The sequence below is a fragment of the Rhodonellum sp. genome (genome assembly GCF_030656585.1).
Lineage (GTDB): Bacteria > Bacteroidota > Bacteroidia > Cytophagales > Cyclobacteriaceae > Rhodonellum > Rhodonellum psychrophilum.
The window spans coordinates 1-23,065 of sequence record NZ_JAUSPP010000077.1; the positions used below are offsets into that span (position 1 = coordinate 1).

The 23,065-nt window shown below is 37.4% G+C and carries 19 protein-coding genes, 1 pseudogene and 1 riboswitch; of the genes and pseudogenes, 10 read left to right on the forward strand and 10 right to left on the reverse strand.

What is annotated here, in order from left to right:
* Positions 1 to 700, reverse strand: a 700-nt coding sequence (locus Q7J63_RS19070; protein ID WP_304888518.1) for an endonuclease/exonuclease/phosphatase family protein, incomplete at its 3' end; no start/stop codon positions are given.
* Between the two features lie 154 nt (positions 701 to 854).
* Between Q7J63_RS19070 and acnA the strand changes: the two genes are divergently transcribed.
* On the forward strand, positions 855 to 3,629 hold the full coding sequence (acnA, locus tag Q7J63_RS19075) for an aconitate hydratase AcnA (protein WP_304888520.1): 2,775 nt from the start codon (positions 855 to 857) through the stop codon (positions 3,627 to 3,629).
* Positions 3,630 to 3,940: 311 nt separating this feature from the next.
* Positions 3,941 to 5,587: a glucose-6-phosphate isomerase gene (pgi, locus tag Q7J63_RS19080; RefSeq protein ID WP_304888522.1), complete on the forward strand. Its 1,647-nt coding sequence runs from the start codon at positions 3,941 to 3,943 to the stop codon at positions 5,585 to 5,587.
* Positions 5,588 to 5,795: 208 nt separating this feature from the next.
* Here the strand turns inward: pgi and Q7J63_RS19085 are convergent, their stop codons facing one another.
* The 4 genes from Q7J63_RS19085 to Q7J63_RS19100 form a co-directional block, all read right to left on the reverse strand.
* Positions 5,796 to 6,974: a PLP-dependent aspartate aminotransferase family protein gene (locus Q7J63_RS19085; RefSeq protein ID WP_304888524.1), complete on the reverse strand. Its 1,179-nt coding sequence runs from the start codon at positions 6,972 to 6,974 to the stop codon at positions 5,796 to 5,798.
* A 309-nt stretch (positions 6,975 to 7,283) separates the two neighbouring features.
* A riboswitch (SAM riboswitch) is annotated at positions 7,284 to 7,389 on the reverse strand.
* A 66-nt stretch (positions 7,390 to 7,455) separates the two neighbouring features.
* Positions 7,456 to 8,016, reverse strand: a complete 561-nt coding sequence (pth, locus tag Q7J63_RS19090) for an aminoacyl-tRNA hydrolase (RefSeq protein WP_304888525.1) — start codon at positions 8,014 to 8,016, stop codon at positions 7,456 to 7,458.
* Positions 8,017 to 8,107: 91 nt separating this feature from the next.
* On the reverse strand, positions 8,108 to 8,680 hold the full coding sequence (locus Q7J63_RS19095) for a 50S ribosomal protein L25/general stress protein Ctc (protein WP_019598886.1): 573 nt from the start codon (positions 8,678 to 8,680) through the stop codon (positions 8,108 to 8,110).
* A gap of 43 nt (positions 8,681 to 8,723) precedes the next feature.
* Positions 8,724 to 9,650, reverse strand: coding sequence for a ribose-phosphate pyrophosphokinase (locus Q7J63_RS19100; protein WP_019598885.1), 927 nt, complete (start codon positions 9,648 to 9,650; stop codon positions 8,724 to 8,726).
* Between the two features lie 525 nt (positions 9,651 to 10,175).
* Here Q7J63_RS19100 and Q7J63_RS19105 point away from each other — a divergent pair.
* From Q7J63_RS19105 to Q7J63_RS19125, 5 genes are read left to right on the forward strand one after another with little or no spacing between them, the layout of a single operon-like run.
* The gene (locus tag Q7J63_RS19105) at positions 10,176 to 10,883 is read left to right on the forward strand and encodes a polysaccharide biosynthesis/export family protein (RefSeq protein WP_304888528.1); all 708 of its coding nucleotides are present in this window, start codon (positions 10,176 to 10,178) and stop codon (positions 10,881 to 10,883) included.
* 33 nt (positions 10,884 to 10,916) lie between these two features.
* On the forward strand, positions 10,917 to 13,250 hold the full coding sequence (locus Q7J63_RS19110) for a tyrosine-protein kinase (RefSeq protein WP_304888530.1): 2,334 nt from the start codon (positions 10,917 to 10,919) through the stop codon (positions 13,248 to 13,250).
* Positions 13,251 to 13,283: 33 nt separating this feature from the next.
* The gene (locus tag Q7J63_RS19115) at positions 13,284 to 14,681 is read left to right on the forward strand and encodes a lipopolysaccharide biosynthesis protein (RefSeq protein WP_304888532.1); all 1,398 of its coding nucleotides are present in this window, start codon (positions 13,284 to 13,286) and stop codon (positions 14,679 to 14,681) included.
* A gap of 44 nt (positions 14,682 to 14,725) precedes the next feature.
* Positions 14,726 to 15,607, forward strand: coding sequence for a glycosyltransferase family 2 protein (locus Q7J63_RS19120; protein ID WP_304888534.1), 882 nt, complete (start codon positions 14,726 to 14,728; stop codon positions 15,605 to 15,607).
* 27 nt (positions 15,608 to 15,634) lie between these two features.
* Positions 15,635 to 16,738, forward strand: a complete 1,104-nt coding sequence (locus Q7J63_RS19125; RefSeq protein WP_304888536.1) for a glycosyltransferase — start codon at positions 15,635 to 15,637, stop codon at positions 16,736 to 16,738.
* 430 nt (positions 16,739 to 17,168) lie between these two features.
* Here Q7J63_RS19125 and Q7J63_RS19130 read toward each other — a convergent pair whose 3' ends face one another.
* The 4 genes and pseudogenes from Q7J63_RS19130 to Q7J63_RS19145 form a co-directional block, all read right to left on the reverse strand.
* Complete coding sequence (locus Q7J63_RS19130) at positions 17,169 to 17,327, reverse strand: transposase (RefSeq protein WP_304888552.1); 159 nt, start codon at positions 17,325 to 17,327, stop codon at positions 17,169 to 17,171.
* Between the two features lie 118 nt (positions 17,328 to 17,445).
* Positions 17,446 to 17,937 (reverse strand): annotated as a pseudogene (locus Q7J63_RS19135) (transposase).
* A gap of 23 nt (positions 17,938 to 17,960) precedes the next feature.
* A complete protein-coding gene (locus Q7J63_RS19140; RefSeq protein WP_304888540.1) occupies positions 17,961 to 19,277 on the reverse strand; it encodes a hypothetical protein in 1,317 nt (438 codons plus the stop codon).
* Positions 19,278 to 19,429: 152 nt separating this feature from the next.
* Positions 19,430 to 20,239 (reverse strand): glycoside hydrolase family 16 protein, encoded by an 810-nt coding sequence (locus Q7J63_RS19145; RefSeq protein WP_304888542.1) that lies wholly within the window; start codon positions 20,237 to 20,239, stop codon positions 19,430 to 19,432.
* 593 nt (positions 20,240 to 20,832) lie between these two features.
* On the opposite strand from Q7J63_RS19145, the gene Q7J63_RS19150 reads away from it, so the two are divergent.
* From Q7J63_RS19150 to Q7J63_RS19160, 3 genes are read left to right on the forward strand one after another with little or no spacing between them, the layout of a single operon-like run.
* The gene (locus tag Q7J63_RS19150; RefSeq protein WP_304888544.1) at positions 20,833 to 21,144 is read left to right on the forward strand and encodes a transposase; all 312 of its coding nucleotides are present in this window, start codon (positions 20,833 to 20,835) and stop codon (positions 21,142 to 21,144) included.
* A gap of 2 nt (positions 21,145 to 21,146) precedes the next feature.
* Positions 21,147 to 21,428 carry an IS3 family transposase gene (locus Q7J63_RS19155; RefSeq protein WP_304888546.1) on the forward strand — a complete coding sequence of 94 codons (282 nt, stop codon included), beginning with the start codon at positions 21,147 to 21,149 and terminating at the stop codon, positions 21,426 to 21,428.
* A gap of 6 nt (positions 21,429 to 21,434) precedes the next feature.
* The gene (locus Q7J63_RS19160; RefSeq protein ID WP_304888548.1) at positions 21,435 to 22,262 is read left to right on the forward strand and encodes a DDE-type integrase/transposase/recombinase; all 828 of its coding nucleotides are present in this window, start codon (positions 21,435 to 21,437) and stop codon (positions 22,260 to 22,262) included.
* Between the two features lie 569 nt (positions 22,263 to 22,831).
* Here the strand turns inward: Q7J63_RS19160 and Q7J63_RS19165 are convergent.
* Positions 22,832 to 23,065: T9SS type A sorting domain-containing protein (locus tag Q7J63_RS19165; RefSeq protein WP_304888550.1), on the reverse strand; the 234-nt coding region annotated here is incomplete at its 5' end.

Genomic DNA, 23,065 nt, shown 5'->3' on the forward strand with positions numbered 1-23,065 from the left:
CTTTCGCCTTCTTTCCCACTATCAGTATTTCCGCATCCCTCTCGGTGCTGGTTGTATTTTCTCCAGGAACTGGTGGGGTAGGATGAATCGCGTATATCTTGATCAGGTTACCATCCCTTAATTCCAAATCCAATTCCAATGATGGGATTTCATCGTCGATCAGATACAAAAGCTGCTCCTTTTTGATGGGCAATTTGGAATAAAAAAGCATCCCATAAGTATTGTCCAAAGGCTTCTCAATATGATAGGGATATTCTTCTTTAAAAATTTCAATCGCATCTGCCCATTTCTGATCTGTCTCCACCAATAAAAAGACATCAGGATTTTCCTTTTCAATCAAGGAGGTGGTTTTTTTAAAATCGGTATTGTATTGGTAGACATTCGAAACAAATACCTTAATGGCTAAAGGATCATTCCCTTTTGCGTCCTTAATCATTTTTTTGGAAAAAGGAGTGAAGGGAAAGATTTGCCAAAAAAGATACATGGCCAAGATCACCAAGGCAGATACAATGGCCAAATCAAAAATCTCCAGTTGATTATAGAATACTGATAACCAAATAAATATAATGGTCAGTGTTAAAGTGAGTTTTTGCATCCTTGGATAATCAAAAACGCGGAAGGTCCAATAATCACGCTTGATCAAAGGAAGCAATCCAGCAAAGATCAAAAAGAAGCTGATAATTTGAAGGGTGATTTTCATAGCGTACCTAGAGGTCGTTTAATTTAATTATTTCGCGAGTAAAATTGGAAAGGAATTTAATAAAAGGGTAAAAAAAAGTAAATTAGGCAATCATTTATAAAGAATTCATGTTGCAAAAGAACAAACTTTTTTTTAATCAATAAAAATAAAAGATATGTCATTAGATCCCTACAAGATTAAGAGAACATTGAATACCCCAAAAGGACCATTGAGTTATTGGAGTTTAAATGAGCTAAAAGAGACAGGTTTTAACATTGATTCGCTGCCCTTTTCAATCAGGATTTTATTGGAAAATGCCCTTCGGAATTTTGATGACTTTGCCATCACCAAAGAACATATAGAGACCCTTGCCAATTGGACGCCTGCGCCCTCGGACAAAGATATTCCTTTTAAACCTGCGCGTGTACTGATGCAGGATTTTACGGGAGTGCCTGCGGTGGTGGACATTGCATCCCTTCGCGCAGAGGCAGTGAGAAAAGGAAAGAATCCGAACAACATTAATCCGTTGATTCCGGTGGATTTAGTCATTGACCATTCGGTTCAGGTGGATTATTTTGGTACCAATTACAGTTATCAAAAAAATGTTGACTTGGAATATGAAAGGAATGGGGAGCGCTACCAGTTTTTAAAATGGGCACAAAAGGCCTTTGATAACTTTTCTGTAGTCCCTCCGGGAATGGGGATCTGTCATCAAGTCAATTTGGAATACCTTGCGCAGGGGGTTATCTCTCGGGATGGCAATGTTTTTCCTGATACTTTGGTCGGCACGGATTCCCACACGCCAATGGTTAACGGCATTGGTGTGGTTGGTTGGGGAGTCGGTGGAATCGAGGCAGAAGCTGCTATTCTTGGACAACCCATTTACTTTATTTTACCGGAAGTCGTCGGCTTGAAGTTGACGGGAACACTTCCCTTGGGCACCACAGCCACGGATATGGTGTTGACGATAACCCAATTGCTGAGAAAACATGGGGTCGTGGGCAAATTCGTTGAAGTTTTTGGGAATGGCCTGGACAATTTGACGGTGCCCGATCGCGCGACCATCTCCAACATGTCCCCAGAATTTGGCTGTACGGTCACGTATTTCCCCATTGATGCGCGAACGCTGGATTATATGGCCAAAACAAACCGCTCTACAGATCAGATTCAATTGGTAGAAGAGTATGCCAAAGCCAATATGCTTTGGAGAACGGGTGAGGATAAAATCAAATACAGCTCTGTTGTGGAATTGGACTTGGCTACAGTGGAGCCAACGGTCGCTGGACCCAAAAGACCCCAGGACAAAATCTTGGTAAGGGAATTCAAGCAAAAATTTGGGGAAATTCTCCAAGACGCGCATGGCAGGGAATATATACCCATTGACAAGCGTGAAGAAGGAAGATGGTATGAGGAGGGTGGTAGTCAACCTTCTGAACCCAAAACGGAAACCGAAGCAGAAATCGAATACGAAACCAAAGTCAAAAATGGTCTCAAAACCGTGGTGGTGAAGTTGAACAATGAAAAATTCGCGCTCTATGATGGTTCTATTGTGATAGCAGCCATTACTTCATGCACCAACACTTCTAATCCATCTGTGATGTTGGGGGCGGGATTGGTTGCTAAAAAAGCCCGTGAGAGGGGCTTGGATGTGAAGCCTTGGGTGAAGACTTCATTGGCTCCAGGCTCAAAAGTGGTGACGGACTACTTGAAATCCGCAGGACTTTTGGAAGACCTTGAGGCATTGAGATTTCATGTGGTAGGTTATGGATGTACTTCCTGCATCGGGAATTCAGGTCCATTACCCAAACATATCGCCAATGCCGTTGAGGAAAATGACTTGATCGTCAGTTCCGTCTTGTCGGGAAACAGAAATTTTGAGGCAAGAGTACATCCGCAAGTCAAAATGAATTATTTGATGTCACCCATGTTGGTTGTGGCATACGCACTTGCGGGAAGGGTAGATGTGGATTTGCTGAATGAACCATTGGGATATGACCCAAACCTTGAACCAGTGTATCTAAAGGACATTTGGCCGAGCAATGATGAGATTTCTGAAGTAATGCGTAAAGTGCTTTCTCCTGCCGATTTTGAAAAAAGCTATGGTGAAATTTTTGAAGGCGATGACCAATGGAAAAACCTGAATGTTCCCCAGGATGAAGTGTATCAGTGGTCTGAGGAAAGTACCTACATCAAAGAAGCTCCATTTTTCGATGGGCTATCAGAAATGGTTTCAGACTCCAAAGACATTCTGGGAGCAAAGGTGCTACTCAAATTGGGAGATTCCATCACTACAGATCATATTTCTCCCGCAGGCTCATTCAATGAACACTCCCCTGCAGGTAAATACCTGATCGAAAGAGGAGTTGATCGAAAGCAATTCAATTCCTATGGTTCCCGAAGGGGCAATGATGAGGTGATGGTGAGAGGAACTTTTGCCAATGTCCGGATCAAAAATCAATTGGCTACGAAGGAAGGGGGATATACAACCCATATTCCAAGCGGGGAAGAGATGAGTGTGTATGATGCTTCCAAAAAATACCGAGAGGAAGAGACACCACTTATTGTTTTGGTCGGTAAGGAATACGGAAGTGGATCCTCCAGGGATTGGGCTGCGAAGGGAACCACTCTTTTGGGGATCAAAGCTGTGCTGGCCGAAAGTTATGAGAGAATACACCGCAGCAATCTCGTGGGGATGGGTGTATTGCCGCTCCAATATCTACCGGGGGAAAATGCCGATTTCCTGAAATTAACCGGAAAGGAAACATTCAGCATTTTGGGTATAAGTGATGGGTTATCAACATTGAAAACCTTACAAGTTGAAGCGATAAAAGAAGATCGGGAGAAGGTGAATTTCCAAGTCATCTGCCGACTGGATTCTGCCATTGAGGTTGAATATTACAAGAATGGTGGTATTCTTCATTATGTGCTGAGAGATTTTCTCAAGAAATAAAATCCAGGAAACCGATATAAGACTACCCGTATTCGATTGTTAAAAAATAATTTGACAACCGAAGAAGTCTCAATTTTGATTGGTTTGATTGACGATTCGATTTTGTCAACTCTTGTTGGTATGGAGGATGAGTTTAGATTGGGAAGCCCTTTCGGATGTTTTGCATCCTGAAGGGCTTTTTTTTATCGATATGGACACGGACAAATCGGGATTACAAATTCATTGGAATCACCTTATATTTTGGGCTTAAATTTTAATGGACAAATTTAATGGTTATTTTTATGCCGAAAACCGATTAAACTCTTCAAACTATGAAAAACATCAATCCTACTCAAACCAAAGCATGGCAATCACTCACTCAACTTGCCAAGGAAAATAAAGACCTCACCATAAAATCACTTTTTTCGGATGCCGCTCGGTTTGATAAGAATTCCCTCAAGTTTGGGGATATTCTGGTTGATTATTCCAAAAACAGGCTGGATGAAAAAACCAAGTCGGAGCTTTTGGCCCTAGCCGAAGAGACCGAATTGAAAGGAGCAATAGAAGCCATGTTTACCGGAGAAATAATCAATGGGACAGAGGGCAGAGCGGTTCTGCATACGGCTTTGAGAAACAGAAGCAATTCGCCAGTGCTCTTTGAAGGCAAAGATGTGATGCCGGATATCAATGCCGTTTTGGATCAGATGAAAGCCTTTGCGGACAAAATTCAGAATGGAACTTGGCTCGGGTATACTGGCAAGCCCATCAATACCTTGATCAATATTGGCATAGGAGGCTCAGATCTTGGTCCCGTGATGGTGACTGAAGCCTTGAAACCTTTTCAAAACCCCAAAGTGAGCATTTATTTTGTATCCAACGTGGATGGTTCGCACATTGCGGAAGTACTGAAAAAGGCAGATCCGGAAACCACCTTGTTCTTTATTGCTTCAAAAACATTCACCACCCAAGAGACCATGACCAATGCCCATACGGCGAGAAGTTGGTTTTTGGAATATGCGCGGGAAGAAAAAGCAGTTGCAAAACACTTTGTTGCCCTTTCCACGAATGCAAAATCGGTTACAGAATTTGGCATCGATCCCAATAATATGTTTGCTTTTTGGGATTGGGTCGGAGGAAGATACTCACTTTGGTCCGCCATAGGACTTCCAATAGCCTGTGCCATCGGTTTTGACAATTATAGAAAATTGCTCGAAGGTGCCCATGCGATGGACAACCATTTCAGAAATACGCCATTTGAAGAAAACATACCTGTGTTATTGGCTTTGATCGGCATTTGGAATACCAACTTTCTTGGTGCTACCTCTGAGGCGATTTTGCCTTATGACCAGTACATGCATCGATTTGCTGCCTACTTCCAACAGGGCAACATGGAGTCCAATGGCAAGTATGTTAGTAGAGACGGAGAAAAGGTGAATTACCCAACAGGACCCATCATTTGGGGTGAGCCAGGCACAAATGGACAACATGCCTTCTATCAACTGATTCACCAGGGGACCCATTTGATTCCATGTGATTTTATCGCGCCAGCGAATTCCCATAATCCAATTGGAGAGCATCACCAAATCCTGATGTCCAACTTCTTTGCCCAGACCGAGGCTTTGATGAATGGAAAATCCCTTGATGAGGTAATGGCAGAAATGGAAAATGCGGGCAAGCCACAAGAGACCATATCCAAAATTGCACCGCACCGCGTTTTTGAGGGCAATCGTCCAACGAATTCCATTTTGGTGAAACAAGTGGATCCGCATACTTTGGGTGCGTTACTGGCAATGTATGAGCACAAAATTTTCGCACAAGGCGTGATCTGGAATATCTTCAGTTTTGACCAGTGGGGTGTCGAGTTGGGAAAAGTCCTGGCGAATGGCATTTTCCCTGAACTCAAAGGAGAAGAAACCATCACTAGCCATGATGCCTCTACCAATGGCTTGATCAATGCCTTTAAGGAAATGAGAGGATAATAATAGATTGGAGATTCAAGTCTTGCCCTTCGTCGATTCTCTTAAGAAGAATTGTAGGGGAAGATATAACATAAAAACCCTTTCCGGATTCAAATCCGGAAAGGGTTTTTTGCATAATGAGGTTATGTATTTTATGTACTTAGGTTCTTTCGAGAAAGAATAGAAGCAGTAGGCGCGAAACTTTTGATTAGAAATATTGTAGAAACGACTAGCGGGAAAGCGCCAAAGCCCGCTCCACATCCAATTTGATATCGTCCACATGCTCCAAGCCTACGGAAAGACGGACCAACCCATCGCTGATTCCAACTTTTGCACGCTCTTCCTCGGTTAGTTTGCTGTGTGTGGTGGATGCTGGATGGGTGATGATGCTTCTGCTGTCTCCAAGATTTGCCGTGACCGAGATCATTTCCAGTTGATCGATAAAGCGTTGGGCCCTTGCGATTCCCCCTTTTAAGGTCAAAGTGATAATTCCACCACCAAGTTTCATCTGTTTTTTTGCCAGGCCATATTGTGGATGGGAGGGTAGGAAAGGATATTTCACAAAATCAAGATCCTGGCTGTTCTCGAAATATTGGGCAATGTTCAATGCACTTTCGCAATGCCTGTCCATCCTTACAGCTAAGGTTTCCATGCTTTTTGCCAAGATCCAAGCATTGAAGGGGGATAATGAAGGTCCGGTATGTCTGTTGAAAAACTGGACCTCCTTGATCAGATCCGCTTTTCCCAAAATCAAACCTCCCAAAACTCTTCCTTGGCCATCGATGTATTTGGTTGCGCTATGGGTCACGATATGGGCTCCCCATTTTGCAGGTTGCTGAAGGTATGGGGTCGCAAAACAATTGTCCACGACTAAGATCAGGTTATGTGCGGCAGCAAATTTCCCGACCCACTCCAGATCGATGATTTCCAAGCCTGGATTGGAAGGAGTTTCAATGAAGATCATTTTGGTATTGGGCTGCACCAATTTTTCCCAATTGGAAATGTCCGAGATGTCACCGTAAGTGGAGGTGATTCCCCATTTTGGAAATACCCGGGTGAGCAACTGGTGCGTACTTCCAAAAAGTGATCGTGAAGCCAAGATATGGTCGCCTTGTTGCAAAAGGGCAGCAATGCTGCCAAACATGGCTGCCATTCCCGAAGCAGTGGCCAACCCATCTTCGGTGCCTTCTGCGGCACAAACTTTCAGGATCAGGTCGGTTGAATTTGGATTGGCATACCTGGAATATATATTTCCCGGGATTTCTTCTGCAAACATTTGCCTCGCTTCTTCAGCATTGTCAAAGGTAAAGCTGGAGGAAAGGTAGATCGGTGCGGAATGTTCCCTTTGATTGGATTTGGAAGCTGCGATGCGTATGGCTTGGGTTTCGAAATGTGGTTTGGAAGACATGTGAATAGGATTGTTAGGGTGAAGGCTTTTGATTATTATTAATTTCGGAAACGATCAGGACCGGAAATACAAAAGAATAATGACTGACTCACGTTCAATGCAATTGAACGTGAGTCAGTCATTATTCTTTTGGTCAATTTTAGAAGGTTGAAATTTTGGAAGCGAAGTTTTGGTTTATTGGATTTGTGAAAGAGTGAAAAACAATAAATAGGAGCAACAAGACACAAAGCCCAATTCCTAGGATTCAGTAATGCGCAACGGAAAATAATAAAATAGGGTAGGGGAATCAGTTCTGGATGCATAATAATCAATTTATAGCTCTCGTCGAGACGAGCAGGTTTTGGCACCTTTCCGGTGGATTGGATGGTTGCCAGAGGGTCATTGAGCCTGTTCTCTTACCTCTTCTTTATAAATCACTGATGAACGAATGCAAATTAAATGGTGAAAAGTTTAAAAACCAAATTTTGCAAACCAATTAAAATCAATCGTTGAACTGTGTCATGGTCATATTGATCCCGATCGTACAGAAACCCTCGATCATTTCGATTGCTTTGTCCATAAAAATCGGCAATTCTTCTATTTCTTTTTTGCTCCATCTTCCCAGTACGTAGTCAATTTGTCTTCCCTTTGGGAAATCATCTCCAATGCCAAATCTGATCCTGGGATAATCTTGACCCCCGGTCAATTCTTCGATGTTTTTCAATCCATTGTGTCCTGCTGCCGATCCCTTTCCCCTTAACCTGATTTTGCCAAAAGGAAGAGCGACATCATCGACCACCACCAAAATGTTTTCCTTGGGAATGTTGTGCTCCTTCATCCAATAGTTTACGGATTTCCCACTGAGATTCATATAAGTGGTGGGTTTGATCAGAAAAAACTGGCGTCCTTTGAATTTAAAATCAGCGGTAAAAGCCAATCTCCCGCTTTTCCAGGTTGCACCATGCTTATCCGCCAGTCTGTCGACGGTAAGAAAGCCAACATTGTGCCGGGTCAGTTCGTATTCAGGTCCGATATTTCCAAGTCCAACAATCAAATATTTCATTTCAAATATGTCTAGAATGAATCAAAGGATTAAAAATAAAAATCCTGCTTAAAATATTAAGCAGGATTTTTATTTATTTGAGAAGCTTGAATTATTCTCCTTTTTTACCTCTCAATGCTCTTGGTATACCAATGGTGGCGATAGACACATTAGGGCTCGTTAGGATTTCATAACCTGTTGAAGTCAATTCTTCAACTTTAACAGATTTTCCCAAGTCAAGGTGTGAAATGTTAACCGGAATGGTATCAGGAAGATCTTTTGCGAATCCTTTAACCAAAAGTGTTCTCGATTTGATTTCGAGTTTACCACCTTTTTGAAGACCAGGTGAAGTACCTTCGATTACAACTGGGATATCGATTTTGATTGCTTTGTCCTCACTGTAAGCAAGAAAATCTGCATGAAGTAAGTTTTCACTTACAGGATGATATTGCGCTTCTCTCAAGATTGCCTTGATGATGGTTCCTTCGATATTCAATTCCACCATGTGTACATGTGGGGTATAAATCAAAGGTCTGAAAAGAATTGCGGGTGAATGGAAGTGAATTTGTTCAGGTATACCTGGACCATACACTACACAAGGAATATTACCTTCTTCACGGAGTGCATTCAATTCTCTTGATTCGAGATTTGCTCTTTTAAACCCTATAATCTCTAATGATTTCATAAATTTTTATTAAGTGTAAATTATAATTGATTGTTTTTTTTCTTTAAATAAACAAAGCACTGATGGAGGTATTTCCTGTTACTGCGTGGATTGCTTTTGCAAACAGATCCGCTACTGTAAGAATCCTTATTTTATCGGATTTTTGTTTCATTGTAATGGTGTCTGTCACCACCAATTCTGTTAAAACAGAATTTTCAATGTTTTCATAAGCCTTTCCAGAAAGAACACCGTGTGTGGCAATCGCCCTAACGGAGTTGGCACCCTTGTCCATAATGATTTGCGCAGCTTTACAAAGGGTACCCGCGGTATCAACCAAGTCATCGATCAATACAACATCTTTTCCTTCCACATCTCCAATGACCTGCATGGAAGCGATCTCGTTTGCTCTTTTTCTGTGCTTGTCACAGACGACCATTTCTACTTCAAAATGCTTGGCGTAAGATCTGGCTCTTGCTACTCCCCCTACATCAGGGGCTGCGAAAATCAAATTATCCAAACCAAGGCCTTCCAAATAGGGCACAAAGATAGCTGAACCATTCAAATGATCCAAAGGTAAATCAAAAAATCCCTGGATTTGACCCGCATGAAGATCACAAGTCATGATCCTGTCCGCTCCGGCAGAGGTGAGGATATTGGCAACCAACTTTGCGGCGATGGAAACCCTCGGTCTGTCTTTTCTGTCTTGTCGGGCATATCCATAATAAGGAATGACTGCACAGACTTTATAGGCACTCGCCCTCTTGGCGGCGTCTATCATCAGGCAAAGTTCCATCAGGTTGTCCGAAGAAGGATTGGTAGATTGGATCAAGAAAACGGTACATCCTCTTACGGATTCGTTGAAACTTGGAGACATTTCGCCATCACTGAATTTGGAAATGGTGAGATCCCCCAACTTTTTCCCATAATTTCTGGCAATGCTTTCTGCTAATTTGTGGCTGTTTGTCCCTGAAAAGAGCTTGACCTCAGTCATGATTTTGGTGGATTTTTGGCGTGATGCAAATGATTTTAAGAATTTGCAAAGGTAATCAAAAATGGATGGAAGAGCATAAAAAAAAGCTTTAGCTTTGAGGAAAATTAGAAAATGGATATTTTCTTGATAACGATAAATATAAGGGAAAGGGGGTAGGGTTTGATTCGTCTAAATTATAGCCTGTTATCCTTCCTTTATTGGAAGTTGGAGTTCAATGATGATGAACATTAATTTCATAAAATAAAGTGGAAATGCAGGAAAAATATTTTTATATTTGCAAATATGTATTTCAAATAATAATAAATGTTTTACATATCCATTCTAGTCGTTTTCCCAATATTCGAAAAATTTAAATTATAAAGAAAACGGATGTGAAGAGAAGATGGCGTAATTTAAATTAATAAAAGAAAAATCACTTATCATACCATGATTAAAAACCGCTACAACACCTCCATATTACCCCTTTTCCTTTTTCTGATGCTTCCTCTTATTTTCTTCTCTTGCGCAAGGAGAAATCTAACCTACATGAGCGATCTAGAATTTGATAAAACTTTCCAGGCAGAAATAAATGACCAAGGGATAGTGAAAATTCAGGCTGGGGACTTACTCAGAATTAGCCTTAGCAGCCTTCAACCCGAAATGAATACAATGTTCAACAATCCTTCACCAGATTTAGATTTCAATAGAAATATCATCAATAATATAAATGCGGAAGGATTTTTGGTAAATGAAAAAGGGGAAGTCAATATTCCTGTTGTAGGAAAAATTAAGTTGCAAGGTCTGACAAAATCTGAGGCGACCGAAGCAATTGAAAAAGGAATAGGTGAATATATTGTAGATCCAGTTGTCACAGTTAGATTTGCAAATTTTAAAGTGACTGTTATAGGTGAGGTAAACAACCCCTCAACATTTTATGTGCCCTCTGAAAAATTAAGTATTTTTGAAGCTTTGGGCTTGGCTGGTGACATGACAGAATTTGGACTTAGAGAGAACGTGCTGTTGATTAGAGAATCGGAAGGAGTGAGATCAGCTGTAAGAATTGATTTTAATGATAAAAACCTTCTAAAATCACCATATTACAATCTCAAGCAGAATGACCTAATCTATGTCCAACCTGACAAAATGAAATCAGTAAAGGCAAGTACAAATGAAAGAAGTATGATATTCGCTGGATTAGCCGTTTCCCTCCTCGTTCCCATTCTTTTTAACTGGCAAAACATATTTCAATATTGAAACCTCTTTCAATTCGAAATTAAATGAAATAATATGAAGAGACCGAGTAAAGAAATTTTTAAAAATGAGGATCCCATCAATATTAAACTTGTTTTACAGACAATTTTAAAAAGCTGGTATTTATTCCCAATATTTTGTCTCCTTGTTTGCGGGGCGGCCTATATTTATCTTAAAACCATTTCGCCAGAGTATTTGATTTCAAGTACTGTCATTATCAAGGAAGGTGAAAGGAACAATAATGTCTCAGAAAATGCCATTATTAGTGATTTGGAAAACCTTAAGTCTTCCATAACTGTAGAAAATGAACTTGAAAAGTTACGGTCCAAATCTCTACTTATGGAAGCGATCATGAAAAACAAGGGGTTTATTAAATTTTACGATAAATCAGGTTTTTTTAAAAATAGACTTGATGCATACGACTCACCCATTGATGTGCAAGTACATGAATTCAGTAAAAATTTCTTATCGTCCTCAGAATTACTTGAAATTCAAATTAAATCGGAAAGTGATTTCGATTTGATTTTGGGAGAAGGAAAAAAGATGCCTTTGAAATTTGGTCAAAAATTCAAATCATCCTTCGGTGAAATTTCAATTACAAAAAAACCGAAAATAAATGACCTTTCAGACGAAATTGGGGAGGTTACAATCGAATTGGTTAATCCCCAAATTGTAACTGAGGCTTATGCGAAAGCTTTGGAATTTGAAAACCCCTCCATTAAATCAAGCACACTTTATATTCGGATGCTTGACACCTCCCCTGAAATGGGAAAACAAATTATGACCTCTGTTATAAATGGATATAATGAGAAAATTGTCAATCAAAAAAATGAAACTGCTATTAAAACCATAAATTTTATTAACGAACGATTGGGGATTGTGAAAGAGGATTTAGAAGGATTTGAAAGATCAGGCCAAGATTTCAAAACCCGAAATAATATTACCGACATCAGCATGAATTCCAAAATTTACCTGGAAAGCTCTGCTGAAACAAGAAAGCAGGTAGCAGAAGTCAGTGGAAAAATTGATATCCTTGAATCCATTGAATTCAATATGAATAATCAAGCCAACCAATTAGAACTTATTCCTAGTGGTTTGGTCGGACTCGAACCTTCACTTTCTGATTTACTAAACCAATACAATAACCTCCTTCGGGAAAAACAAAGGATTTTAAGAATTGTCCAGCCCAATAATCCCCAGCTGCTAAGTTTAAATGACCAAATCTTAAATTATAAGGTCAACATACTGGCCAACATAAATAGCATTAAATCCAACCTTCAAATTAGTAAACGAAATTATGAGGCAACCCTCAACGAAAGTAGTTATAAAGCACAAAGTATTCCGGGTATAGAAAGGGAATTGGTTGAGATAAATAGGAATAAAGATCTTAAACAAGAACAATATCAATATTTACTCAGGAAACGAGATGAATCAGTACTTGCTTTGGAAATAACCGGAGGAACGAGCGCTCAACTCGTTGATCCCCCAATTGCAAGTCTGAGACCAGTTAAACCTAATAAGTTGCTCATAATGCTTGGCGCTTTCGGACTTGGTATGTGCATTCCTTTGGCCTTAATTTTCGCCAAATATTCACTCTCCTCAAAAGTTACCTCCAAGCGGACAGTGGAGAGAATTCTTAAAATCCCGGTTTTGGGAGAAATAGCGAAAAATGAAGAAAAAGGAGTGGTCGCTATTACGCCCAAAAGTATTTCTCCACCTGCCGAACAGCTGAGGATGATTAGAAATAACATGAAGTTCCAATCAGAGAATGAAAGTAAAGTTATTGTAGTTTCCTCATCTATGTCAGGGGAGGGCAAAACCTTTTTCAGCATAAATCTTGGGGTCACGTTGAGCCTAGTTGATAAAAAAGTAGTCATAGTTGATTTTGATCTAAGAAGACCAAGTGTTTTTACATCTTTGGGAATTAAATCCGAACTTTCACTTATAGATTACCTTAAACATGATGTAAAAGATATCCAAAAGATAATTGTGTCTTCTGGGGTAAACGAAAATCTGGATCTAGTAGGCTTAAATAAATCAATTGGAAACCCCTCTGAGATTATCAATTCATATAAAATAGCAGAGATTATTGATGTTTTAAAAAAATCTTATGATCATGTAATCATTGATACTTCACCTATAGGGTTGGTTGCAGACGCTTATTCCTTAAGCAAACTGGCCGATTTGATGGTTTTTGTTGTGAGAATGAATCATACTAAAATAAATAATTTAGAATCATTGTCGGAAATAATTGATAATAAAATATTTAAGCAAAATTTCGTAGTGATAAATGACTCTGATAAATATCTTGGAAGTGAGTTTGGATATGGCTACTACAGCGCAAAGGATAAAAACACAGTATCAATATAATTATGTGATTTATCTAATTTTAAGTAATTTTGAATGTTAAGAAATATTATAGGATTTTTTACCAATCTTCCTTCGAAAGGATTAATTTTAAGCAGGCTAAAAGCAGCTTTCAAAGACGGGGATAGGTCTTCATTGCTTATAAAAAACATAATAAACTCAATAGGAATTAAAGGAGTAGGGATATTGATCTCCCTTATTTTGATTCCGCTTTCCATAAATTATGTAGGAGCTATTAATTATGGTATTTGGCTCACAATAAGTTCGGTTGTAGCTTGGATGAATCAATTTGACCTCGGAATGGGAAATGGTCTGAGAAATAAGATCACCTCCGAATATGCCCAGAAACAGAATCAGGATGGGAAAATTTATGTTAGCACTACTTATGCAGTTTTAGCAATAATAGCAAGTATATTTTTTGTTTTCTTTTTGTTAGTACACACATTTGTGGATTGGACAAAAATTTTTAATACACCAATTGAATTGGCCAGTACAGTGGATATAATTGTACTCATTGTTTTGATTTGTTTTTGCGCACAGTTCGTTTTACAGACAATTACCGTGCTCCTGACAGCAGTTCATCTTTCTTATAAAGTCAACATTATACAAACTATAGCGTTGGTAATTTCTTTAATAGGAGTTCTTTTTTTAAGCTATTTCGCAGATATGAATTTAATCTATCTGGTAATGGTTTTGGCTTTTTCACCCGTTATTTCTTTGACATTTTACACGATTTATTATTATTATAATGACTTATATGATTTTACACCTAATCTAAAAAATATAGATTTTAAAAAATCCAAAGGACTTTTTAGTATGGGTTGGTTGTTTTTTATTGTTCAGTTGGGAAGTTTAGTCCTCTACCAAACAAGTAATATTATAATAGCGAATGTTTTAGGTTTGGAAGAAGTTTCAGTATTTAATGTGGTGTACAAGTACTTCACTGCCTTGTTTATGATTATTTCCGTCATATTAAATCCCTATTGGAGTGCATTCACAGATGCATATCAATTAAAGGATTATGCATGGATGAAAAAGAGCTTAAATAATCTTCGCAAAATCTTTTATTTGTTTTTTGTTCTTAATGTACTATGCGTAGCGCTTTCTCCCGTGGTTTTCAGAATTTGGCTTGGAGACTCATTGGTGGTTCCATTTGCTGTAACGTGGACATTGGGTGTGTATTTTGTAGCATTTTTTTGGTATAACATACACGTCACTTTCATATATGGGGTTGGAAAACTTTTTGTTCAAGTTATTTCAATTGTGATTGCTGCAATGATAAATATTCCTTTGTCAATTTACCTAGGAAACCATTACGGTTTACCAGGAGTTATCACCGCAAATATTGTGGTTTTTACCTTTCTGGGTATAATAACTTTTAAGCAAGTTCAAAAAATAGTTGATAAAAAGGCTGTAGGGATTTGGGATAGGTAGGAGGTATGTTAGTTGAAAATTTATAAGTCAGTAAATAAATATAAATGATGGAAATTGCCGTTTTACTTACATGTTTCAATAGAAAAGAAAAAACCTTGGCATGCCTAGAGAGGTTATTTTGCCAAAAATCTGCTGAAAATTTTGATATACAGGTTTTTCTGACAGACGATAATTCTCAAGATGGTACTGGGTTGGCCGTGTTGAATAGATTTCCTGGTGTAAATTTATATAAAGGAGACGGATCTTTATTTTGGGCCGGTGGAATGCGGAATTCATGGAATTATGCGCTCAATTCAGGGAAGAATTTTGATTATTTTTTACTTCTGAATGATGACACCTTTATTTTTGATGACACATTGGAGAGGGTGGTTCAAAGCAATTTATCAATGAGGCTCAAGAATAAAACTCCAAATATTACAATCGGAACCACTACGGACTTTCAAACAGGAAAATTTACTTATGGAGGTTTTAAGCTTTATTCTCCCAACAAACTCAAACATATCCTGGTAAATAGTGCTTCACAAGAACTTGAATGTGATTTTGGGTGTGCAAACATTATGCTTGTGCCGAAGGAAATACCAACTGTCATTGGAATTTTAGATGAAAAATATATCCATGGAATAGCCGATTTCGATTACACCATGAATGCAAAAAAAGCTGGATTTCAAGTTTGGGTTGCCCCTGGCGTATTGGGGAATTGTAATTATGATCAGGTTAGAAACTGGAAATCAATGGATACGAAATTACGCGATCGAATTGAGTTTCTTTACAGTCCAAAGGGGCTGCAATACAAGGAATATATGTTTTTTTTAAAAAAGCATTTTCCAGGAGAAATACCTGCGATGTTCATAAAATTTTGGGTGAAAACTTTGTTTCCTTTTGTATATGACAAATTCAAAATAGAAAGGCAAGAAATTGATATTTAAAAAAAAATATACTTAACTATTTAATCTATGAAAAAATTACCGAGAATATTAATGGTTAATGATTATCCATTGGATAAATATTACAATAATTGGAAAAATGGGCTCACACCTAGTCAGCAGCTTTGGGGGAAAGTCGAATTGGATAATTTGAATGTATTTGAAGTAACTATTCTCCCCCATGAGAAATATAAATTTTTGAACAAAATCGGGAATGTTTTTCATATTCAACATCTTGACCAACAAATCAGGGTATTATTTAAGCTTAAGGAAATTGATATTATATACGCACCATTTGCTGCAGCAACAACAAAGCTTTTATTGATTTTGAAATTACTTGGAATAATTAATAAACCTATAGTAGCAATGATTCATTATCCATTATTAGGTAGTAATTCCAAAAACAAAATAATTAAGTATTTTGGACGTCATTTGGTTAAAGGTTTTAATAGGTTGGTTTTTATCAGTCATAAGATAAAATCCGAGAATGTTAAAGCATTCTCCCCATCAAATGATGCTGACAACAAAAGATTTGTTCACTTAAATTGGGGTGCGGAATCTTTATTTTATCAAGGAAATGATTTAATACCAATTGCTGAAAAAGAAAATTACGCAGTGAGTGTTGGACAGACTGATAGGGATTTTGATACCCTTATTGAAGCATTTAAATCAATTGATTTTAATTTGAAGATTTATTCAAGACCAGGATATGTCCCAAAGGTAGAAAATATTACCGATAATGTTCAAATTTACACAAGTGGTGTAACCTATAAAGAACTTTTAGAGATTTATAAAAATTCGCGGATGATATTGATTTGTTTTAAGATGACTCAACAATCCACGCTTGGTGTCACAAGTTTATTGGATGCACTTGCAATGGGGAAACCTGTTGTTATAACTGAGAATGATTATATCGATATTGATGTTGAGAAAGAAAGAATTGGATTTATTGTGCCGGAGGATGATGTAAATGCATGGGTAATAAAAGTAAAATATTTATTGAAAAATCCTGAAACATGTCTTGAATTTGGCGAAAACGCATTAAAACTTCAAAAAGAAAAGTATAACATGGAAATATTTGGAGAACATTTAAATTCTGTTTTTGAAGAGTTATACCTTAATAAGAAATTTTAATATTTCCATTTATTATTATCCGCAATACCTCCATTGAAGGTGAGTTGGAGCAACTATGAGTCTAATAAAAATCCGTAGCTTCTTGTAAGTGTTAAATTGGTGGAAGAAGTTTTTCTCTAATTTTTCGGTCCTCTTAAGGTCTGGATTGTTTAAGTAAATAACGCTTTCAGGATTAACTTCCCACTTATCCCATGAACAAAAAAAGCCTTCAGCTAGGAATTCCTAAAGCAATTTAAATACGGAGATGAGCTGTATCCACCTGTTCAATACAGTCTTGTATGTTAAGGTTGCTCCTTTAGGAGATTTTTCTTGCAGTTTGCCTGCAGCAAGTTACCGATCTCTGCAAGGTTGGTGTCAATGATTTGATCAAAGACCTATTTGAGCCCATCCTGTGGATTTACCTCTTCCTTTTACAAATCGCAAAGAAGGATTAGAGCATGACTGCCCGCTGGGCGGCTTCGCGTGATGCCGCAAACAGGTAGTTCTTCCTTCCAAGTGCAATTGGACGCATCATGTTTTCGATGACGTTGTTGTCGATTTCTAGAATGCCGTCCATTAGGTAGTTGAAGAGCTTTACCCACCGGTTTATGGTTTAAGCCATGGCTTTCTATGATGCTTTTTGGCAGCACCCTTGCATAGTTTTCCTATAGCCATTTGGAAAAGGCTTCCAGCATCCGGAAGGCATTGTCAAGTCGGTACTCTTTTCGCTATGCCGTATCCAATCTGTTTTCCTTGCAGTGGGCCTCTACGGCATACAGTTTCTGGATAAAGACTAGTGCCAGACCGGCACGGTTTTTATTGTTGACCTTTGCCCCGAAAAATTCCTGTCTGGCATGTGTCCAACAGCACAGATGGGGCGCATCCGCCTTCCTGCCATACTGCTCTTAAACCGAAGAACCGTCGGTCTGCAGGTAGCCACTGAATATGTCCAATATCTTTTCCGGAGCGGTTTTTCCTCGGCCCTGCTGGTAATCGAACATAACTTTACGGTCAATAGTAGCCCAGATGGGTCTGCTTCTTTTTCTTGCTGTCCAGGACCTTGATCGTGGTTTGCAGTATCTCTTTCCGGCTGTGTCCGGAACCAGCCAGCAGTAGAGTATTTCCAGAATATGAGGCTCTTGCTGGCCCGGGCGTCCAGGGTGGAAGCGGCAATGGGGATCATTTCCCGTTTGAATCTTTTCAAAAAAATGGGGAAACACTTTGAAATTTTGTGATGATTGATTCAAATCTCTTCCGTTTCTTCATTTTCTTCGAATTCATCCTCAATCATTGAAAATCGTGATAAAAACAGGAAGATCAAGGTGATTGGGAGAATGAAAATTGGTGATCCAAAATTCATGATTAGAATCATTAGGATTATATAAAACGAGAATTCGAATTTATTATAATGTAAATAAATAAATTGTCCGATCCGGAATAGTGAAAATATGAAACCAATTAGACCGAATTTGACAATAAAGTCAATAATCCCGTTTGAAATATTAAATTTACTAATTTCCACACCATAAACACTGCTTTTTAACTTAACATATGCGTTGCTTATTCCAAACATTAATTGACATCCAAAATCCCGATATAAGAAAACTATACTGGAAAACCTATTAAGTTTAACCTCACCCCCATATTCAGAATAATATTCCAGTTGATTATTAATTTCATCATAATCGTCTAGTATTTTTAGATCACTTTCATATGTAGCTCCTATTTTATCACCAAGAAAAGGTAAAAACGTAAACAAAAGTATTCCAAAAATAAAAAATAGTATCATTTTTAAATTTATTATTCCTCCGTTATATCGATAATATAATAGCATTAAAACTGCAAGAGCTAAATATGCGGTAGTTGATAAGGTAGTTATAATTGCAATAATAACTATAATAACATTTCTATCAATTGAAAAATGATTATTCATAAAATAAAATAGGAGAGCTATGATTAAAAAACAGCCGTAAGCTCCCGGTTCCCACAAAAATCCAGAATTTCTAATAGCATGAACCTTGTCATATGTAAATATTAAAAAATTTGAGTAGGTATCACTTATTCCGGAATAGGGCAAAATATTATTATGAAATGTCTTTCCAATTGCATATAATATTTCACCTCCTCCTACTAATTGAAAAAGATACAATACCAATGAAATCTTCGCAAATTGGATAATGACCTTTGAGATTAAATATGTTGCGTTTTTCTTTGTTACAACACAAAATATGTAGGCTAGAAAAATAAATTTAAGCAAAAAAAATACATCACTTAATAAATAGGAAATTCCTAATTTATTAAAAAATAAATCCCTAAATAAAATGTATCCCAAGAATATACCTGCGAAACCAACGAAAAAATAAAGATCAGTCTCATAAATTCTTTTTTTATAAAGTCCGTATGATAAATAAGAAAATGAAAAGACAAACCAAAAGACATCAAATTCATATAGGAATGATGCTTTAGCTGAGATTAAAAGAAAAAGTATTGTAAAAAAGTAATCAGTTTTGGTTTGTTTCATTATTTCACCAGTAGTCTGAATAAAGCTATGGGTAGACATTTTAATTTTATATTAAGCCTTTAAGTATAAAAAAATTCTGAATTATTGATCTTCAACATTATCAAGGATTTAAAACTAGTTCCTTTTAATATGCTTATTCTTCAATATTTAAAATGAAATTTAGATTGTTTGATGAGTATTTCAGAAAGAACTTATTCTTTCTGAAATACTCTAACATAATCGACAACCATTTCTTGAGGAAAAATAGTGCTATTGTCAGGATTGCCAGGAAATGTACCGCCTACAGCTAGCTTTAAATTTAAGTGAAATGGTTTTTTAAAGGTTTCACTCATTTTCGCGTCAATATTTTTTTCGAAATAAACTTGGTCATTTACTAACCATTGAATTTTTGATGGTTCCCATATAACAGAAAATACATGAAATTTTTCGTTGAAAATTCCATTCTTAAGTGAAACATAATCACTTATTGCTTCAACTTTATTAGGAGTACCCCAAATAAGTTTCCCAACAACGGTGTTGTTTCTTTCTTCTACTTGACCCCCTCTCATTTCCATTAAGCTTATGTGGCCGGGAGTTGGCCATCTTTCTGTAACAATGTCATCTCCTAATAACGAAACGATTGACCAAATTCCTTGACCTTTAGGTAATTTTGCTCTTACATCAATTCTTCCAAATGTAAATGAAAAATTGTTTAATGTAGTAATGTTGCCTCCAGTATATAGGCTTTGTCCTTTAACTTCTTTTTTAACTTTGATAACTAAATTCCCATCTGTAAATTCAATATTATTTTTGCTGTAAAACTGAAGTTCTTTGCTCAATCCCCATCCACATTCTTCTGGACAACCATCTCCCTCTACATAATCCCAGCTTTCTCCAAGGGTCAAAGTGTTAAATTCTTCAGAAAAAATGCTTTTATAACCTTGATACGTGGTAGGGCTAATGCAAACGTCGCAGTCCTCTACTGTTTTCTTTTTGTCCTCTATTTCAAAACAAGAATTCATTGTAAATAAAATTGAGATAAAGATTAGAGTCTTATTGAAAGGTTTTAAATTGTACAGTGTTGCTTGGAGTCGGAAATTATTGCACATAATATTTTTTTAAGATTTTAAATTTGTATTTATAAGAAAAACATGATAAAGTTTAAATTTTCGTATAATTTTTATCTTTTGTCTCTTCCTCCTTTCATTGAATTTATCAATTTAAGGTATTTCTTGTGCCGTGAAGTAAATTATCTGTATTTCATTTTATTTGAACCGAGGTATTGTTTAAATTGACGTCTGTGATAAGCTCAGTAAATTACAATTGGTTCAGTAAATGTAGTTAATTCCTTTTGGTTGTTGATTCTTCAATTTTTTAAGTTTTTAAGTGGCTTCTGCTGGTTTCAAGTTTTAATTGATTTTTTTGGAAGAGCTTATCGTGGGTTAAAGCTTTTAAATAGTAATAGTAGAATGACCTTAATTCAGTGTTTTATGTTTTAAATCCCAATTTATTGGTTGATTGACATTTAAATTAAGGATAATTTTTTTCTCCTCGTGTATAGGCCCCTTAAATAGTCGGACGTAATTATAGTTAAAAATCTGTAAATTTTACGTCGATGAAAAAGAGAACATTTGCCAAAGAAGAAAAACTTAAAATCCTGGAAGAGGGGAAGAAAAACGGAATCCAGCCTACCCTGGATAAGTATGGGATTTATCCGGCAACTTATTATAGCTGGAAAAAGAAATTTGAAAGTATGGGAGAAACGGGGTTTCAGCATGGGATGACCCCGGCCCATTTAAAGGAAATCAGGAGGCTTGAGAAAGAAAATGATTTACTCAAGAAGCTTCTCGCCGAAAAGGAAATAGAATCCCACCTGAAGGATGAACTGCTAAAAAAGAAGTATCCCTGGCCGAAAGGAAAGAACTAGCAGTGGTTTATATCGGTCAGGGGCTTAGAAGGGACCGTGTCCTAGAATTAATTGGGATCAGCAAGCATCAATACTATTACAGTCCAAAGACGGGTAAAAGAGGAAGAAAGAAGACCTCCTTCACAAGCAGGGAGACCAGTGAGGGGAAGGTTCGATGCAGCAACAAAGAGATTGTTGAGAAAATAAAAGAGGTTCAAAAAGATCCTGATACGGACTATGGCTATCGGAAAATGACCTTTCAGCTTCGGATTTTGGGTTTCATCATCAACCATAAGAAAGTCTAGCGGCTTATGGAAACAGCATTGTTGCTAAAAGAAAGGCATAAGGGCTCGGACAAGCAATATGTGCAATTCAGGATAGTAAATCCGACAGCTCCGCTGGAGGTTTTTGAAATGGATATCAAACAAATCTGGATCGTAAAAGACAGACGACATGCCTATATCCTTACCATAATTGACACATTTACCCGTGCGGCATTGTATTGGAGCGTAGGCTTCCACATGAAGAAAAACCAGGTGAAAGTGGCTTGGGAGGATATTATAATAAACTATCTACAACCTGCCGACCTACTTTCCAAAGGAGTACACATCGAGTTGAGAAATGATGACGGACCTCAATTCGGGGCAAACCAAATCCGTGAGTTTTTCAAGGAAAACTATATCAACCAGGTGTTCACACATCCCTATACACCTCAGGAAAACGGACATGTGGAAAGCTTTCACAACATTCTTAACAAAGCAGTTGGCAAGCAGATTTTCTGGTCTATGGACGAACTGGAAAGTAGACTGGAGATCTTTAATGACAACTATAACAACAAGCGAATCCATGCCTCTATCGCATACCTTTGGCCCATGAAGTTTTGGGAATTATGGGGTGAAGGTAAAATTACCAGGATTGAAAAAGAGAAAAAGAAAGTTAAATTTACACTCAATGTTCCGTACCAAAGCATATCGGGTAATGGAAATCTGAGGGAAGTTTCCTGCTCAAATTTGAACCCTCTCGATGAGGGTGAAAATTTGCAAATTGAAGAAGTGAATGGGCTCAAACCAGCGGATGAGCCCAACACTCCAAATTATACGACATCGGTTCAAAGGTCACCTTCGGTCGTTTCCTGCTGATTCAAAGATAAGTGATCACGAATCCGTTAAACAATAGCAAGAATTAAATTGTCCGATAAATAAGGGGCTAGACCACTCGATATCATTCATTCGGGTTAGTATGGATTATTTTTGTATTACTCACCTGCGCAGAAAAGAAACAATAATTAAACGTATTCTAAGTTTGAATAAGTATGCCAAGAAATATTATAGATTTTAATCTTTAGTTGTATTATTATAATATATATTGAAAATATATAAATATTTCAAGAAAAAAATTTTTATTAAAAATAATAATTATTAGTTTGACTGCCTGAAACAATCCACAACATGGCAAGAATTTATTTATTCCAGCCCAAGAGATTTTAAATTCTATCGGTCTTACACAGGATATCTGTGATCAAGGTATCTTCGAAAGCGAATTCAGGATTTAAATAAAATTGAATGCAATTCCGAGAAGAGCCTCCCTCCAGGGGAACTCTTCCATATTTTAAAACAATATTTTTAGTTAATTATTTCTCATTTAAGCTGTTTTATAAAAAAAAAGATTTTTAGCTTTTCCCAATGTCACGGACATTTTTTCAGATTATTTATTTTTTAACAAACCTTCTACTTGAAACTTCATTCCCATTGGCTGTGATTTGTAAAATGTAAAGTCCATTTTTTAGGTCTTTAACATCCAAAGTAACAGTGCTATCCTCGGGATTGGCACCGAATGTTTTTAATACTATTCCATTCATGGAAACCATATTAAATTCAAAGGCATAATTCCCATCCAAATTTTTAAAGATCACATTCAGGTAGTCGGTCGTTGGATTTGGACC

Coding starts and splice junctions, on each gene's coding strand:
- Q7J63_RS19100 (WP_019598885.1), bottom strand. CDS start 9,650: ATGACTGAGGTCAAGCTCTTTTCAGGGACAAACAGCCACAAATTAGCA.
- acnA (WP_304888520.1), top strand. CDS start 855: ATGTCATTAGATCCCTACAAGATTAAGAGAACATTGAATACCCCAAAA.
- Q7J63_RS19150 (WP_304888544.1), top strand. CDS start 20,833: ATGAAAAAGAGAACATTTGCCAAAGAAGAAAAACTTAAAATCCTGGAA.
- pth (WP_304888525.1), bottom strand. CDS start 8,016: ATGAAATATTTGATTGTTGGACTTGGAAATATCGGACCTGAATACGAA.
- Q7J63_RS19125 (WP_304888536.1), top strand. CDS start 15,635: ATGAAAAAATTACCGAGAATATTAATGGTTAATGATTATCCATTGGAT.
- Q7J63_RS19105 (WP_304888528.1), top strand. CDS start 10,176: ATGAGCGATCTAGAATTTGATAAAACTTTCCAGGCAGAAATAAATGAC.
- pgi (WP_304888522.1), top strand. CDS start 3,941: ATGAAAAACATCAATCCTACTCAAACCAAAGCATGGCAATCACTCACT.
- Q7J63_RS19140 (WP_304888540.1), bottom strand. CDS start 19,277: ATGTCTACCCATAGCTTTATTCAGACTACTGGTGAAATAATGAAACAA.
- Q7J63_RS19110 (WP_304888530.1), top strand. CDS start 10,917: ATGAAGAGACCGAGTAAAGAAATTTTTAAAAATGAGGATCCCATCAAT.
- Q7J63_RS19160 (WP_304888548.1), top strand. CDS start 21,435: ATGGAAACAGCATTGTTGCTAAAAGAAAGGCATAAGGGCTCGGACAAG.
- Q7J63_RS19120 (WP_304888534.1), top strand. CDS start 14,726: ATGATGGAAATTGCCGTTTTACTTACATGTTTCAATAGAAAAGAAAAA.
- Q7J63_RS19115 (WP_304888532.1), top strand. CDS start 13,284: ATGTTAAGAAATATTATAGGATTTTTTACCAATCTTCCTTCGAAAGGA.
- Q7J63_RS19095 (WP_019598886.1), bottom strand. CDS start 8,680: ATGAAATCATTAGAGATTATAGGGTTTAAAAGAGCAAATCTCGAATCA.
- Q7J63_RS19145 (WP_304888542.1), bottom strand. CDS start 20,239: ATGAATTCTTGTTTTGAAATAGAGGACAAAAAGAAAACAGTAGAGGAC.
- Q7J63_RS19085 (WP_304888524.1), bottom strand. CDS start 6,974: ATGTCTTCCAAACCACATTTCGAAACCCAAGCCATACGCATCGCAGCT.